General features: G+C 71.9%; 11 protein-coding genes. 6 read left to right on the top strand and 5 right to left on the bottom strand.

Annotated features, from left to right (window positions below; all coding sequences use genetic code 11):
* Positions 1-35: 35 nt before the first annotated feature.
* On the bottom strand, positions 36-1,442 hold the full coding sequence (locus E1269_RS28885; protein WP_131901177.1) for a protoporphyrinogen/coproporphyrinogen oxidase: 1,407 nt from the start codon (positions 1,440-1,442) through the stop codon (positions 36-38).
* 202 nt (positions 1,443-1,644) lie between these two features.
* On the opposite strand from E1269_RS28885, the gene E1269_RS28880 reads away from it, so the two are divergent.
* Genes E1269_RS28880 through E1269_RS28870 form a run of 3 tightly spaced genes read left to right on the top strand, consistent with a single transcriptional unit; the run spans position 1,645 to position 5,724 of the window.
* On the top strand, positions 1,645-2,367 hold the full coding sequence (locus tag E1269_RS28880) for a DNA alkylation repair protein (protein WP_131901174.1): 723 nt from the start codon (positions 1,645-1,647) through the stop codon (positions 2,365-2,367).
* 22 nt (positions 2,368-2,389) lie between these two features.
* A complete protein-coding gene (locus tag E1269_RS28875) occupies positions 2,390-3,616 on the top strand; it encodes a thiolase family protein (RefSeq protein WP_131901172.1) in 1,227 nt (408 codons plus the stop codon).
* A complete protein-coding gene (locus E1269_RS28870) occupies positions 3,616-5,724 on the top strand; it encodes a 3-hydroxyacyl-CoA dehydrogenase NAD-binding domain-containing protein (protein ID WP_131901170.1) in 2,109 nt (702 codons plus the stop codon). Before E1269_RS28875 ends, E1269_RS28870 begins: the two co-directional genes overlap by 1 nt.
* Before the next feature lie 59 nt (positions 5,725-5,783).
* Here E1269_RS28870 and E1269_RS28865 read toward each other — a convergent pair whose 3' ends face one another.
* Positions 5,784-6,905, bottom strand: coding sequence for an AI-2E family transporter (locus tag E1269_RS28865; RefSeq protein WP_131901168.1), 1,122 nt, complete (start codon positions 6,903-6,905; stop codon positions 5,784-5,786).
* Between the two features lie 3 nt (positions 6,906-6,908).
* Positions 6,909-8,831, bottom strand: coding sequence for a 1-deoxy-D-xylulose-5-phosphate synthase (dxs, locus tag E1269_RS28860; RefSeq protein WP_203434175.1), 1,923 nt, complete (start codon positions 8,829-8,831; stop codon positions 6,909-6,911).
* 126 nt (positions 8,832-8,957) lie between these two features.
* On the opposite strand from dxs, the gene E1269_RS28855 reads away from it, so the two are divergent.
* Positions 8,958-9,470: a hypothetical protein gene (locus E1269_RS28855; protein WP_131901166.1), complete on the top strand. Its 513-nt coding sequence runs from the start codon at positions 8,958-8,960 to the stop codon at positions 9,468-9,470.
* 69 nt (positions 9,471-9,539) lie between these two features.
* A complete protein-coding gene (locus tag E1269_RS28850; protein ID WP_131901164.1) occupies positions 9,540-9,998 on the top strand; it encodes a hypothetical protein in 459 nt (152 codons plus the stop codon).
* 422 nt (positions 9,999-10,420) lie between these two features.
* Here E1269_RS28850 and E1269_RS28845 read toward each other — a convergent pair whose 3' ends face one another.
* Positions 10,421-13,207 carry an aconitate hydratase gene (locus E1269_RS28845; protein WP_239001065.1) on the bottom strand — a complete coding sequence of 929 codons (2,787 nt, stop codon included), beginning with the start codon at positions 13,205-13,207 and terminating at the stop codon, positions 10,421-10,423.
* A 153-nt stretch (positions 13,208-13,360) separates the two neighbouring features.
* Positions 13,361-14,227, bottom strand: coding sequence for a hypothetical protein (locus E1269_RS28840; protein ID WP_131901161.1), 867 nt, complete (start codon positions 14,225-14,227; stop codon positions 13,361-13,363).
* Between the two features lie 136 nt (positions 14,228-14,363).
* Between E1269_RS28840 and E1269_RS28835 the strand changes: the two genes are divergently transcribed.
* A partial coding sequence (locus tag E1269_RS28835) for a sensor histidine kinase (RefSeq protein WP_131901159.1) occupies positions 14,364-16,184 on the top strand: 1,821 nt, incomplete at its 3' end.

The raw sequence follows: 16,184 nt of genomic DNA, 5'->3' as shown, positions 1-16,184 counted from the left end.
ATCCTGATGATGTTCGCGGGCGACGACGGCGACCGTCAGACATCGTGGGCGGAACGGGCGAACCGCTCCCGCGCGACCGTCCAGGCGTAGCGGTCGAACCGGCCGTCGTCGCGGATTGCGTCGACGGCGTCATAGGCCATGAGGAGCGCCTGGTCGACGTTGTCCAGGACGAACAGGCCCTGCCGGCCGAGGGTCACCACCCGGCGGATCATGCGCGCCCAGGTGTCGACGTCGATGAGATCCTGCTCGTAGCCGACCCGGTAGATCGGGTGCACTTGGCCGATCCGCCGGGTCGCGACCTGGACCCGGTTGGCCTTGGGCAGCCCGGTCAGGCCGAGCGTCTCGTCCACGAGGTCGGCAAGTGACTCGTCGTCCAGGCCCCACACGTCGTCGGTCATGGAGCACGGGATCTCCGCGCACAGCACGGAGCGGTCGGCGGGGTCGGCGGGATTGTTGCGGTAGTTGGGCGGCTCGGAGATGCGCACCACCGGCGTGCGCGGGTCGGGGATGTCGTGGGAGTCGTGCGGGGTCCACCGCCCGCCCTGGTGCACGACGTAGACCAGCAGCAGCGCCCGGTAGCGCAGCCGCGCCGACGACTCGATGGACGTCAGCGACGGAGCCGGGCGCGAGATGCGTGCCAGCACCGGCAGCGGCAGCGTCGAGAACACCAGCCCGCCGGTGATGACGTCGCCGTCCTGCGTGCTGACCTCGACCTCGTCCTCGGTGACCCGGACACGGTCGACCTCGGCCTCGCAGCGGATCTCGACACCGGCGGTGACGGCCGCGTCGGCCAGTGCCTCGACGAGCTGCCCGAAACCGGTGCGGGGGTAGAAGTAGCCGCCGGTCTGCGCGCCGCCGCGGCCGCGACGGCTGCGGGCCAACGTGCGGGCCGCGACTCGCCAGGTGCCCATGCGGTCGGTCTGCCGGCGGGCCTGGTCGGCGCTGATGCGGTCGCCCGGCATGCCCCAGTGCTTCTCGGCGAGCGGACCGTAGACCGACTCGTACAGGGCCGGACCGACGCGGCTGCGCACCAGGCCACCGTAGGTATCCGACGGCTGCCGCCGGAACTTCGCGATGGTGGAGTCGCGTGCGACCCTGGCCAGCAGCGACGGGGGCAGCCGGCGGGCGACCTCGTCCGCGCGCAGCGGCAGCGCCAGCCATTGGTCGCCGACCCGGATGCGGCTGGTGCGGCGGCGGCGCTGGAGGTCGTCGCCGAGCAGCGCGTGCAGGTCGCTCAGCAGCGCCGGCGGGGTGTTGGGGTCGAGCCGGTGCGAGCCTTGGTCGACCCGGACGCCGCCGACCTCGAACGACGCGGCCAACCCGCCCACGTGGTCGGCCCGCTCCAGCAGCGTGACCTTCATGCCGCGCTGGGCAGCCCGCCACGCGGCGGCGAGCCCGGCGGGCCCGGCGCCGATCACGATGAGATCGTTAGAGCCGGCCATGTAAGCGCTCAGCCTAGCGCCGACCCCGCCTCCGACACGCGGCGGACACCCCGGACCCCGTGAAAATGATCACGTTAAGCACGAGATCATTCACAGGAGGGGGCCGCCACCCGGGATTGCCCGTGCATCACGAGGCTTGCAGGCATGGTGCGACACGAGATCTCGTGCTGAACGTGATCATTCACAGGAGGGGGCCGCGGCCATGAGCACCGCCGACACAGTTCTTACCGATGCGGTCCGGACGGCGTTGCGCGCCGCGGCCGATCCCGCGAAGGCCGAGCCGATGCGCGCCTACATGAAGTCGGCGATGCCGTTCCTCGGCGTGCAGAAGCCGGCACGCACCGCCGCCCTACGCGCGGTGTTCCGCGACCATCCGCTGCCCGACGCCGCCAGCTGGCAGGCCGCGGTCCTGGCGCTCTGGGACGGCGCCACCTACCGCGAGGAGCGCTACGCCGCCACCCACCTCGCCCAGCTCCGGCCCTACGTGCCCTACGCCACCGACCCGGCCGCGCTCCCCTTGTTCGAGCACCTCATCGTGACCGGCGCCTGGTGGGACCACGTCGACGAGGTCGCCATCGGCTCGGTGGGCCCGCTGCTGCTGGCGCACCGCGACGCCGTCACCCCGGTCGTGCGCGCCTGGGTCCGCGACGCCGACCGCTGGCGTCGTCGTACGTCGATCATCTGCCAGATCGGCGCGAAGCACCGCACCGACGTCGCCCTGCTCACCGACGCGGTCCTCGCCAACGCCGCGGACTCGGACTTCTTCCTGCGCAAGGGCATCGGGTGGGCGCTGCGCGAGCACGCCAAGACCGACCCGGACCTCGTGCGCCGGTTCGTCACCGAGCACGAAGCCGAGCTGTCGCCGTTGTCACGCCGCGAGGCGCTGCGTAACATCGTCGTTCCGGGTATTGTTACTCGTGAGTAGCTTCCAGATCGAGGAGGGCCACGTGCCTCGTCCACCCAGGCCTGTTCGCGACGTGCTCTTCGTCGACGGGGTACGCACCCCGTTCGGCAAGGCGGGCCCCAAGGGCATGTACCACGAGACCCGCGCCGACGACCTCGTCGTCAACTGCATCCGCGAGCTGCTGCGGCGCAATCCCAGCCTGCCGCCGGAGCGGGTCGACGACGTCGCCATCGCCGCCACCACCCAGCTCGGCGACCAGGGCCTCACCATCGGCCGGACGGCGTCGCTGCTGGCCGGACTGCCCCGAAGCGTCCCCGGCTACGCCATCGACCGGATGTGCGCCGGCGCCATGACGGCCGTCACCACCACCGCGGGCGGCATCGCGTTCGGCGCGTACGACGTCGTCATCGCCGGCGGCGTCGAGCACATGGGCCGGCACCCGATGGGCGAGGGCGTCGACCCCAACCCGCGCATCCTCGCCGAGAAGCTCGTCGACCCGTCCGCCCTGGTCATGGGGAGCACGGCCGAAAACCTGCACGACCGTTTCCCGCACCTCACCAAGGATCGGGCCGACGCGTTCGCCGCGGCCAGCCAGGCCCGGTACGCCGCCGCGGTCGCCGACGGCAAGATCCAGCCCGACCTCGTCCCCGTCGCCACCCGCAGCGTCGAGCAGGGCTGGGGCCTGGCCACGGCAGACGAACCGCCACGGCCCGCCACCACGGTCGAGACGCTGGCCGGCCTCAAGACGCCGTTCCGTCCGCACGGCCGGGTCACCGCCGGCAATGCCGCGGGTCTCAACGACGGCGCCACCGCCGCGCTGCTGGTCAGCGACGATGCCGCCACCGAGCTCGGGCTGTCGCCGAAGATGCGGCTGATCTCCTACGCCTTCGCCGGCGTCGAGCCGGAGGTCATGGGCGTCGGGCCGGTCCCGGCCACGGAGAAGGCGCTGGCCAAGGCCGGCCTGTCCATCGACGACATCGGGCTGTTCGAGATCAACGAGGCGTTTGCGGTCCAGGTGCTGGCCTTCCTCGACCACTTCGGCATCGCCGACGACGACCCCCGCGTCAACCTCTACGGCGGCGCCATCGCCGTCGGGCACCCGCTCGCCTCGTCCGGAGTCCGCCTCATGACGCAGCTGGCCCGCCAGTTCGCCGAGCACCCGGAGGTGCGCTACGGCGTCACCACCATGTGCATCGGCATCGGCATGGGCGGCACGGTCGTCTGGGAGAACCCACACCACGCCGAGCACATCGAGGAGGCGGCCGCCTGATGACCACCGACCTGGCCACGGTCTTCCCCGACGAGGTCGTCACCACCTCGCACCTGCGCTTCGTCGACCTGCCGCTCGGCGCCGGCACGGCCGCGCTGATCACGCTGGACAACGGTCACGACCACACCAAGCCCAACACGCTCGGGCCGGCAACGCTGCTGGGCCTGGAACGGGCCATCGACGCCGCGTACGCCCAGCCTGGCGTCGTCGCCGTCGCCGTCACCGGCAAGCCGTTCATCCTCGCCGCCGGCGCCGACCTCAAGGGCCTGGCGCTGGTCACCGAGCGCGAGCAGGCGGTGGAGCTGGGACGGCTCGGGCACCGGGTGTTCGGCAAGCTCGCCGACGGCCCGGTGCCCACCTTCGCGCTCGTCAACGGGCTGGCCCTCGGCGGCGGCCTGGAGATCGCGCTGCACTGCACCTACCGCACCGTGTCGAAGGCGGCACAGGGCATCGCGCTGCCCGAGGTGTTCCTGGGGCTCGTACCCGGATGGGGCGGCGCCTGGCTGCTGCCCAACCTCGTCGGGCCCGACCCCGCGGTCTCCCTCATCATCGAGAACGCGCTGAACCAGAACCGCATGCTCAAGGGCCCGCAGCTGGCTCAGCTGGGCATCGCCGACGTCGCCCTGGACGGTGCGGACTTCATCGAGCAGTCCCTCGTCTGGGCCGCCCGGGTCGTGCGCGGCGACGTCACCGTCTCGCGCCCCGAGGTCGACCGCTCCCCCCAGGCGTGGGACGCCGCCGTCGCCCGCGGCCGGGCCATCGCCGACGGGCGGCTGCACGGCGCCACGCCGGCGCCGTACCGCGCGCTGGAGCTGATCGCCGCGGCCCGCACCGTCTCCCGCGACGAGGGATTCGCCGCCGAGGACGAGGCCCTCGGCGACCTCATCATGAGCGAGGAGCTGCGCTCCGGCGTCTACGCGTTCGACCTCACCCAGCGCCGGGCCAAGCGGCCCGCCGGCGCTCCAAACAAGGCGCTGGCCCGGCAGGTCACCACGGTCGGCGTCGTCGGCGCCGGGTTGATGGCCAGCCAGCTGGCGCTGCTGTTCGTGCGGCGGCTGGAGGTGCCGGTGGTCCTCACCGACCTCGACGCCGAGCGGGTCGAGCGGGGCGTCCAGTACGTGCACGGCGAGGTCGACAAGCTGCTCTCCAAGGGACGGGTCTCGCCAGACGCCGCCAACCGGCTGAAAGCGCTGGTCACCGGCTCCACCGACAAGTCTGTCTTCGCCGACGCCGACTTCGTCATCGAGGCCGTCTTCGAGGAGATGAAGGTCAAACAGCAGGTGTTCTCTGAGTTGGAAACAGTGGTCTCCGCCGAGTGCGTGCTGGCCACGAACACCTCCGCGCTGTCGGTCACCGAGATGGCGGCCGGGCTGCGGCACCCCGAACGCGTCGTTGGCTTCCACTTCTTCAACCCGGTCGCGGTGCTGCCGCTGGTCGAGGTGGTCCGGGCCGAGCGCACCGACGACGCCACGCTGGCCACCGCGCTCGCCGTCGGAAAGACGCTGAAGAAGTCGTGCGTGCTGGTCAAGGACGCGCCGGCGTTCGTCGTCAACCGCGTCCTGACGCGCCTCATGGGCGAGGTGACGGCGGCCGCGGACGCCGGCACCCCGCTGGACGTCGCCGACAACGCGCTCGCGCCGCTGGGACTGCCGATGTCGCCGTTCGTGCTGCTGCAGCTGGTCGGCCCGGCGGTCGCCCTGCACGTCGCCGACACCCTGCACGACGCCTTCCCGGCCCGCTTCGGCGTCTCGGAGAACCTGCGCCGCCTGGTCGCGGCCGGTAAGCCCGGCATCTGGTCGTGGGACCAGCAGGGGAAGCCGTACCTCGACGACGACACCGCGGCGCTGTTCGAGCAGGGCGCGACGGTGCTGACGGCCGACGAGGTGCGCGAGCGGGCGCTGTCCGCCGTCGCGCAAGAGATCCGCCTGATGCTCGACGAGGGCGTCGTCGCCGAGGCGCAGGACATCGACCTGTGCCTGCTCCTCGGCGCCGGCTGGCCGTTCCACCTGGGCGGCATCACGCCGTACCTGGACCGCTCGGGCATCTCCGAGCGCGCCACCGGCCGGCGATTCCTGCCGCCCGGGGTGGCAAGCGTCCAATCGTCGTAGCCCAGCGGCAGCACACGCGGAGCCGCCACCGTCTTCGAGTGACGGTGGCGGCTGGTGTCTCACGGCATAGGTGAGGGCTCGCCCTCCTGCGGCGGCGCGTTCGCGCTCAGCTGCTGCGCCCGCGCGGTGCGCTTCCACGCCAGCACCGCGGCCGCGATGGCACCCGTCACCGGGACCGCCAGGAACAGCCCGATCAGGCCGAACGCGGCCGCGGCGGCGGTGGTGAGGATCAACGTCACGACGGGATGGAAGTTCAGCGCCCGCGACATCAGCAGGGGCGACAGCACGTTGCCCTCGATCTGCTGCACGATCACCACGATCACCAGCGCCCACAGCGCCGTCGTGAACCCGCCGGAGAACAGCGCCACCAGCACCGCCACCGCGCCGGCCAGCGTCGCGCCGACCAGCGGGATGTAGGCCATCAGGAAGGTCAGCGCGCCGATCGGCACCGCGAGCGGCACGTCGAGGATCAGCATGCCCACGCCGATCAGCACGCCGTCGACCAGGCCGGTGATGGTGGAGGCGTAGAACCAGTTGCCCGCCGTGCGCATCGACGCGCGGAACGCGGCGTCAGCCGGCGAGCGGTGCTCGGGCTGCAGGACCCCGACGAACTGCTGCCACAGCTTGTCGCCACTGGTCAGCGCGAAGATGGCGAAGAACGTGGCGATCAGGATGACGGTGACGAAGTTGCCGACCAGTGACAACCCGCCGACCGCGGCGCTGGTGACGTCGCCGAGCACGTCGCCCAGTCGCGACTCCAGCTCGTCGAGGAGGTCCTGAACGCTCTGGGTGTCCATCCCGAACGGGCCGCCCTCGAGCCATTCGTTGATCTCGTTGACCGAGCCGGTGATGGCGTCCACCATCCGCGGCCAGGAGTCGACCACCTCGGTGATGACGAAGATCAGGAGCCCGGCGAAGAAGGCCAGGAACAGCAGCACGCACAGCAGCGCCGCCAGTACGGCCGGGACCCTGCGGGCACGCAGCCCGCGAGCCAGCGGCCACAGCAGCGCGACCTCGGCGAAGCCCAGCACGACCGCGGTCGCGATGAACTGCACCTGCAGGACCAGCCACATCGCCGCGGCGACCGCCAGGCCGATGACCAGCAGCCGGCCGGCGATGAGGGCTTCGGGGCGCAGCCAGTCGGGGTCGACCCGCCGCCGGCTGGGGGGAATATCGCTCACCTATCACACCGTCGTTCGATCGTGCGGGGACGCCCCGTTGTCCAGGGCCGCGACCAGCCCGGAGACCTCGCGGGCCAGGATCTGCGCGGTCAGCCCCGCCTCGGCGAGGATCTGGTCGCGTTTGGCGTGCTCCAGGAACCGCTGTGGCAGGCCGTAGCCGTGGAACGCGACGGTGACGCCGGCGTCGCGCAGCACCTGGGCGAGCACCGTCCCGACGCCGCCGACGCGCCCGTTGTCCTCGAGCGTGACGACGATGCGGTGCTGTCTGGCCAGCGTGACCAGGGCGTCGTCGACCGGCTTCACCCAGCGCGGGTCGACGACGGTGACGCCGACGCCCTGCGCGCCCAGCCGCTTCGCGGTGTCGACGCCGACGCCGGCCAGCGCGCCGACCGCCACCAGCAGGACGTCGTTCGACTGCGAGCGGGCCAGCACGTCGACCCCGCCGATGCGCTCCAGCGCGGCGATGTCCGGGCCGACCGCGCCCTTCGGGAACCGGACGACCGTGGGTGCGTCGCCGACGTCGAGAGCCTCGGCGAACTGCTCGGTGAGCTGGGCACCGTCGCGCGGCACGGCCAGCCGCAGCCCTGGCACGACCTGCAGGATCGACAGGTCCCACATGCCGTTGTGCGACGGGCCGTCGTTGCCGGTGACACCGGCGCGGTCGAGCACGAACGTGACCCCGGCGCGATGTAGCGCGCAGTCCATGAGTACCTGGTCGAACGCGCGGTTCAGGAACGTGGCGTAGACGGCGACCACCGGGTGCAGGCCCATCATGGCCATGCCCGCGGCCGACGTGGCGGCGTGCTGCTCGGCGATGCCGACGTCGAAGCAACGGTCCGGGAAGGCCCGTGCGAACGGCTCCAGGCCGGTGGGGCCGAGCATCGCGGCGGTGATGGCGACGACGTCGGGGCGCTCGCGGCCGGCGCGGACCAGCGCGTCGCTGAACACGTCGGTCCAGCTGCGAACCGAACTGCCGGCCGGTGCCCCGGTGGCCGGGTCGAACGCCCCCGGGCTGTGCATCTGGTCGGCCTCGTCGCGCAGCGCCGGGTCGTAGCCGTAGCCCTTCTGCGTCAGGCAGTGCACGAGCACCGGGCCGCGGAACTTCTTCGCCTGGGTGAGCGCCTGCTCGACGGCCGCGCGGTCGTGCCCGTCGACCGGGCCGATGTACTTCAGGCCGAGGTCCTCGAACAAGCCCTGCGGAGCCAGCAGGTCCTTGAGGCCCTTCTTGGCGCCGTGTAGTGCGTCGTACAACGGCTGCCCGACCAGGGCCGTACGTCCCAGCGCGCGCTTGACGACGTCGAGCGCCTGCTCGTAGCGGGGGTCAGTGCGCAGCCCGTCCAGGTGCCGGGCGAGGCCGCCCACCGTCGGCGAGTAGGAGCGGCCGTTGTCGTTGACGACGATGACCAGTGGCCGGCGGTCCGGACCAGTCTGCGGGCCGCCGGCGATGTTGTTCAGCGCCTCCCAGGCCATGCCGCCGGTCAGCGCGCCGTCGCCGATGAAGGCGACGACGGTGCGGTCGCGCTCGCCGCGCACGGCGAACGCCTTGGCCATCCCGTCGGCGTAGGACAAGGCGGTGGAGGCGTGCGAATTCTCGACCCAGTCGTGCTCGCTCTCGGCCCGGCTCGGGTATCCCGAGAGCCCGCCGGCCTGCTTGAGCCGGCCGAAGTCGCCGTGGCGTCCGGTGAGCATCTTGTGCACGTAGGCCTGGTGACCAGTGTCGAAGACGATCGGGTCGCGCGGAGAGTCGAAGACGCGGTGCGTCGCGATGGTCAGCTCGACGACGCCCAGGTTGGGCCCCAGGTGCCCGCCGTTGGGCGCGCACGTGGACACCAGTCGGTCGCGGATCTCCGCGGCCAGCGTCTCGAGATCCGCATCCGGCATCGACCGCAGGTCACGTGGGTGCTCGATGCGGTCCAGAAGTCCCACGCGTGCCGCCTCCTCGTCGCGTCGGTGCTGACTGCCGAGTCTAGATGGCGTGGCGCGTGCGATCACGTTCAGGTGTACCGCGTCGAGCATGTTGTTGTGCGCAGCGGCGGCCACTACCCTTCCGCTGTGCAACACGAGGAACGCGCGCCCGCGCGGTTCGGACGGTCCGGCCGAGCCGGGCGGCTGAGTCGCCGCGCCATCGGGGCCATCATCGCCGCCGGCGGCAGCCTGCTGTGCGCCGTCAGCGCCTATCTGAGCTGGTACGGCGACCGTGCGCCTTTCGAGCTGCCTATTCGCCACCTGGTCGAGACCGGCACGCCGGCCGCGGCAGCCGGGTACTGGACGTCGGTCGCGGCGCCGCTGGCCGTGGTCGGCGGGCTGGGCGCCCTGGGCGCGCTGGTCCGGTTCCGGCTGCTCATCGGGCTGGGCTGGATGATCGGCGTAGCCACGCTCGTCCTGTGGGGCCTGATGCGCGCCATCGGCGACGCCACCGACAACGCCCCCGCGTGGGGAGACGTCCGGTACGGCGTGTGGGTGTGCGTGGCGGGCCTGGTCGCGTTGATGGTCGGCATCGCGGTCATGGGGCCGCGCCGCGAGGAGGTCGACGCACCGCTGTCGATGTTCGACGGCGACTCCTGACTCTCGTCGCCGCCCGCCCCGAGCGTGGCAGAGTGATTCATAGGGATCCTCGACGAGGAGGCGATCCACATGGTCACACGCCAGCGCGTCGGTGCCGCCGTCGTCGCTGCGGTCGGCGCCATCGGTGTCACCGCCAGCGCCTACCTGAGCTGGTTCGACGACGACGACGCCACGCAGATCCCGCTCGAGCGGCTGTTCCAGACCGACGCCACCGGCGAGCCGACCTCCTACTGGAACTCGATGGCGATGCCGCTGGCGGTCGTCGCGCTGCTCGGCATCGTCGGTGCCCTGCTGCTGTCGCGTTTCGTGCTGAGCCTGGGCTGGCTGATCGGCGTGGCGGCGCTGGTGCTGTGGGCGGTGATGTCCTCGGCCGACGACGCCGTCAGCTTCTCGTTCGGCGACATCCAGGCCGGCGCCTGGGTCTGCGCGGCGGCACTGCTGGTGATGCTGGCCGGCATCGCCGCCCTGCGCGGCCGGGAGCGCGACACCGTCGCGCCCGAACCCGTCGAGCCTCCCGGCCTTCCGTAACGTCCTGGCCTTCCGTGTGCTCGCCTCATGGGCGCACCTCGAACCGCATGGCGCCACCACCGAACTGGGTGCGGGCCGGGGTGGCCGTCACGGCGGCCCGGAACCGTGCCGCCAGGCGTCGTCGGTCGTGCCGTGCGAGATCCCCGCCGTATCGGACGACCTCCAGGCCCGGCCCCGCTGAGCTGCCACTCGCGTTCCCGCTGTTCGGCCACCACCCGGCCGGTGTCGAGCCGGCCGTCGTACTCGAGCGCGCCGACACCGTCGAAAACGCCAGGGCGTCGCGGCGATCTGTGGGCAGCCGCGCGCGGTCCACCGGCCGGGCTACCCGTTCGCTTCCTGGCCGCCTGTACCGACGTGGGCCCTCGTCACGATGTCCGACTCGATCCGGCACCGTCGGCGTCACTCACGCCCACATCCTGACCTCAGCCCAGCAGGCTGCGCAGCACGTACTGCATGATGCCGCCGTGGCGGTAGTAGTCCGCCTCGCCCGGGGTGTCGATGCGCACGACGGCGTCGAACTCGACGTCGCCGGCCGTGACGCGAACCGTCGCCGGGGTGGAGCCGTCGTTCAGGGCGGTGATGCCGCTGATGTCGAATGTCTCCTCGCCGGTGAGGCCGAGCGACTCGGCGTTCTGGCCCTCCGGGAACTGCAGGGGCAGCACGCCCATGCCGATGAGATTGGAGCGGTGGATGCGCTCGTAGGACTCGGCGATGACGGCGCGCACGCCGAGCAGCGCGGTGCCCTTGGCCGCCCAGTCGCGCGACGAGCCCGAGCCGTACTCCTTGCCGGCCAGCACCACGAGCGGCGTCCCGGCCCGCGCGTAGGCGACCGATGCGTCGTAGATGGTGGTGACGGGCGCGTCGGGCTGGGTGAAGTCGCGGGTGAAGCCGCCCTCCGTCCCCGGCGCGATCTGGTTGCGCAGGCGGATGTTGGCGAACGTCCCGCGGATCATGACCTCGTGGTTGCCGCGGCGGGAGCCGTAGGAATTGAAGTCGCGCCGCTGGACGCCGTGCTCGGAGAGGTACGTCCCGGCCGGCGAGTCGGCCTTGATGGCACCGGCCGGGCTGATGTGGTCGGTGGTGACGGAGTCGCCCAGCATAGCCAACACGACAGCACCCTGAACATCGCTGACCGGCTGCGGTTCGACGCCCATGCCGTCGAAGTACGGCGGCTTGCGCACATAGGTGGACGAGGCCTCCCAGGCGAAGGTGTCGCCCTCCGGCGTCGGCAGCGAGCGCCACTGGTCGTCGCCGGCGAACACGTCGGCGTAGTCGCGGGTGAACATCTCGCTGGCGATGGCCGACTCGACGACCTCCTCGATCTCGGCAGGCGACGGCCACAGGTCGCGCAGGTAGACCGGCTCACCCTGGGCGTCGGTGCCCAGCGGCTCGGTGGTGATGTCGAGGTCCATGCTGCCGGCCAGCGCGTACGCCACCACCAGCGGCGGCGAAGCCAGGTAGTTCATCTTCACGTCGGGGTTGATGCGGCCCTCGAAGTTGCGGTTGCCCGACAGCACGGAGACGACGGCGAGGTCGTTCTGGTCGACGGCGGCCGACACGGCCTCGGGCAGCGGGCCGGAGTTGCCGATGCACGTGGTGCAGCCGTAGCCGACCAGGTGGAAGCCGAGCTTCTCCAGGTACGGCGTCAAGCCGGCGCGCTCGTAGTAGTCCATGACGACCTTGGAGCCGGGCGCAAGAGTGGTCTTCACCCACGGCTTGCGGTTGAGGCCGCGCTCGACGGCCTTCTTCGCCAGCAGCGCCGCGCCGATCATGACCGACGGGTTCGAGGTGTTCGTGCAGCTGGTGATGGCCGCGATGACGACGGCGCCATGGTCGACCTCGCACACCGAACCGTCGTCGAGCGTGATTTTGACCGGTGCCGACGGCCGGCCCTGCGCGGTGCTGGCGGCGGACACCACCACCGGCGGGTCCTCGGCACCGTTACCGGGATGTACGGCCACCGGGTCGCTGGCCGGGAAAGTGTCCTCGACCGCGTCGTCGAGCCCGGTGTGCGGGCCGTCCTCGTGGGCGACGTAGTCACGCAGCGCAGTGCGGAACGCCGTCTTGGCGTCGGTGAGCGAGACGCGGTCCTGCGGCCGTTTCGGGCCGGCGAGGGACGGGACGACGGTGCCGAGGTCGAGCTCGATGTACTCGGAGTACTCCGGCTCGTGGGCCGGGTGGTGCCAGAGACCCTGCTCTTTCGCGTACGCCTCGACCAGTGCGACCTGCTCCTCGCTGCGTCCGGTGAGGCGCAGGTAGCGGACGGTCTCGTCGTCGATCGGGAAGACGGCGATGGTGGAGCCGTACTCGGGGCTCATGTTGCCGATGGTGGCGCGATTGGCCAGCGGCACCTCGGCCACGCCCGGGCCGTAGAACTCGACGAACTTGCCGACCACGCCGTGCTTGCGCAGCATCTCGGTGATGGTGAGCACCAGGTCGGTGGCGGTCGCGCCGTCGGGCAGGCTGCCGTTGAGCTTGAAGCCGACTACCCGCGGGATCAGCATGCTGACCGGCTGGCCCAGCATGGCCGCTTCGGCCTCGATGCCGCCGACACCCCAGCCGACCACGCCCAGGCCGTTGACCATGGTGGTGTGGCTGTCGGTGCCCACACACGTGTCCGGGTAGGCGACGCCGTCGCGCACCATCACGGTGCGGGCGAGGTGCTCGATGTTGACCTGGTGGACGATGCCGGTGCCCGGCGGGACCACCTTGAAGTCGTCGAACGCGCCCTGACCCCAGCGCAGGAACTGGTAGCGCTCCTTGTTGCGGCCGTACTCCAGCTCGACGTTGCGGACGAACGCGTCGGGCGCGCCGAACACGTCGGCGATGACGGAGTGGTCGATGACCAGCTCTGCCGGCGCCAACGGGTTGATCTTCGACGCGTCGCCGCCGAGGTCGCCCATCGCCTCGCGCATCGTGGCGAGGTCGACGACGCACGGAACACCGGTGAAGTCCTGCATGACGACGCGGGCCGGGGTGAACTGGATCTCGATGCTCGGCTGCGCCTGCGCGTCCCAGCCGACCAGCGAGCGGACGTGGTCGGGGGTGATGTTGACGCCGTCCTCGGTACGCAGCAGGTTCTCCAGCAGGATCTTCAGGCTGTACGGCAGCCTGGCGACGTCGCCGGCGGCCGCCAGCCGGTAGACCTCGTACGAGGTGTCCCCGACCTGGAGCGTGCCCTTCGCGCCGAAGCTGTCCTTGCTGGTCACGTTCGATCCCCAACCTCTCGCATCCGTGGTGGTCCCGCTCATCGTCGCGCAACAGCCGCGGTCGGTCGGCGCTGAGGGTCGCCTAACCGATGGGCTCGCTACGCCCCGAAAGTCTCTTGAAGTCAAGATATCACGATTCTTTCGGGGCGGGTGTCACGTCCGGCGTGGGGAACGTACCCATAGGGAGCGTGAGGCATCGGACGGGAGTCGTCCAGCACGTCGGGGACGGCGGGTCGAGTGGCCGGCCAGCCGGTCGGGCACGCCGGCCGCTGGGGTTCCGGCCGGCCGGGGCGGCCGGAACCCCAGCTCACGGGGCGTTCGATTCCGCCGGCCTCCGGCCAGCGACGCCACCGAGGCAACGACCACGAGCGCCGCCGCCAGCAGGTACGGCCAGGGCTGCTCCTCACGCGGGACGCCGTAGCCCTGCCGCCACGAGTTCACCGTCACCGCGGCCTGCGCCGCTCCCGCCAGCGCGCGGCATGCTGCGCCGCCGTCCACCTCGTCACAGCGTGCCCGCAGGTCCGCTGACAATCGGTCGTCGACGGCCCGGCGAGCCCACGATCCCAGCTCGTCCCCTCGATCCGCCGCGTAGCGCAGCAGGTCGTAGCCGAGGTCGTGACTTTGGCATGCACGGTCGAATCCATAGGACGTATTGCCCAACCACGAACATCCGCCGTCGGCGTCGATCAGGTGTACCGCGCCGTCCTCGCCGGTCACCATCTGCGGCACGTAGCCCATGACCGCGGCGAAGTCCGCGGGAAGCACGCCCGCCAGGTCGCCGCCCGCGAGGGCCGGGGCACCGTTCGCAACGTCTCGGTTGTCAGGTGCGGTCGGTGGTTCGCCGTGGGTGGTCACGGGACTCCCGGTGATGCTGTCCGGTGTCGCACCGGTCAGGACGATGACGGCACGGGCGGCGGCAGCGTTCTCGGTGCTCCGGCCCGAGGGCGGTGCGGTGCCGGCCGCGGACAGAGTGAGCGACAGCAGCAGCGCCCCGAGCAGCCGTCCGATGCGGATTCCCATGGCGCCGGACGCTAGGGACGCGGCCGTGGGCGATCGTCCCACCGCGGAGCGATCTTGCGACTGGCTCCCCAGTATGCCCTGGGGATACCGCCGTGGTACGACGCGCGGAGACGGTCGTCGCCCTAGGGTGAACGGCGTGATCGAGCAGGGACGCGGCGTGCGGACGTGGCTGCCGTGGCTGGGCGCCGCGGCCGTGTTCGTCGTGACCCTGGTGACGGCGCGGGACGTGCTCGACCTGCCCGCGGCCGCACTCCCGGTCGTGGCCTCCGCGGCGGCGCTGCCGTTCGGGCTGATCGGGTCGCTGCCGGTGGCTGGCTGGGTGCTGTCCGCAGGGAGCGCGCTGCTGGTCTCGCGGGCGTACGAGGTGGTCGACGGCGACCCGTGGCCGTGGCCGGTCATGCACGGGCTGGTACTGCTGGCCCTGCTGTTCGCGGTCGGCGTGCGGCCCCTGCCGGACCGCGGGTCCCACGCACCGCTGCCCCGACAGGCTGCCCGCGAGCGTCCGCGCGCCGTCGAGGTGCTCATCCCCGCGGCGGCGACGGTCGCGACCGCCTTGCTGTTCAACGCGTCGGCCGCCGACGACCTCACGGCCGGCTGGACGGTCGGGGCGGCAGCTGTGGGGGTCGGCGGGATCGTGGTCCGGCAGGCCGGGCTGCTGCCCAGGCTGCCAGCGGAAGCGCCCGTGCCGCCGGCCGACGTGCCGGAGCTGCTGCTGCGCGGAGCCCGCGAGGCATTCCTGGACCTGCGGCCCGTCCCGGCGGCACGCATCGGCGGCGCCGGCACCCGGGTGGCTCCGTCGTGGGCGCGGCGCTACGCGGCGTGGCTGCTCGCGTTCGGGGTGTTCTGGCTGACGGTGTCCACGGTCGAGGCGACGGTCGAGATGCATCCGCTGCTGGTGCCGGTGGTCGGGCTCGTCGTGGCGCTCCCGATCGGGCTGGCCGAGCGATATCCGCTGGTGGGCTGGCGGCTGGCAACCGCGCTGGCCGTGGTTCTCGCGCTCGCCGGTTCGCCCAGCGACGCCGAGTACCCGGGGACCTGGCCGGTCGTCTTCCAGTGGGTCTGGCTGGCGTCGGCGCTGGTGGTCAGCATCCGGTACGAACGTTGGACGACGGTCTGCGTGTGGGCCACCTCCGTGGCGGCCATGCTCACCGGCGTGCCCGGCGACTCCGGAACAGTGGTCATGCTCATCGTCGCCGTGACGGCGATCGTGGTCATCGGCGACCTGCTCCGCGCCCGGCGCAGCACCAGCCGCGACCTCGCCAGGCAGACCGAGCTGAGCGAACTGGAGAAGGCCCGCCGCACCGTTCTCGAGGAGCGCGCCCGCATCGCCCGCGAGCTGCACGACGTCGTCGCGCATCACATGTCGCTCGTGGTCGTGCAGGCCGAGACCGCGCCGTACCGGCTCGCTGACCTGCCCGACGACGCCGCCGCGGAGTTCGCCTCGATCAGCGCGTCCGCCCGGCAGGCCCTCGACGAGATCCGCGGCCTGCTCGGCGTGCTGCGCGGCACCGACGACGGAGTCGGGTTCGCTCCGCAGCCCGGCCTGGACCAGCTCGAGGAGCTCATCCGGAGCGCTCGCCGCTCCGGCGCCTCCGTGGACCTGACCGTGTCCGGGCCGGTGCCTGCGCGGATCAGCGCGGCGGTGGAGCTCTCGGCGTACCGGATCGTCCAGGAGTCCCTGGCCAACGCCGTCCGGCACGCCCCGGGCACCGAGGTCGCCGTCGACGTCCGGTACGGAGAAGGTTCGTTGGAGCTGCGGGTCGCCAACGCGGCACCGGCCACCGCCGCGGTCACCCAGGCCACGCCGGGGCACGGGCTGGTCGGCATGCGCGAACGGGCGACGGTGGTCGGCGGCACGCTCGCGGCCGGACCGACCGGCGACGGCGGCTTCGCCGTGACGGCGGTGCTCCCCTACGAACCGCCTCCAGGAACCGACGCCAGCCCGCCCAGCGAACCC

The sequence above is a fragment of the Jiangella asiatica genome (assembly GCF_004349065.1).
Classification (GTDB): Bacteria; Actinomycetota; Actinomycetes; order Jiangellales; family Jiangellaceae; genus Jiangella; species Jiangella asiatica.
The sequence above is the reverse complement of the archived record's forward strand: the minus strand, read 5'-3'. Positions and strand labels throughout refer to the sequence as shown.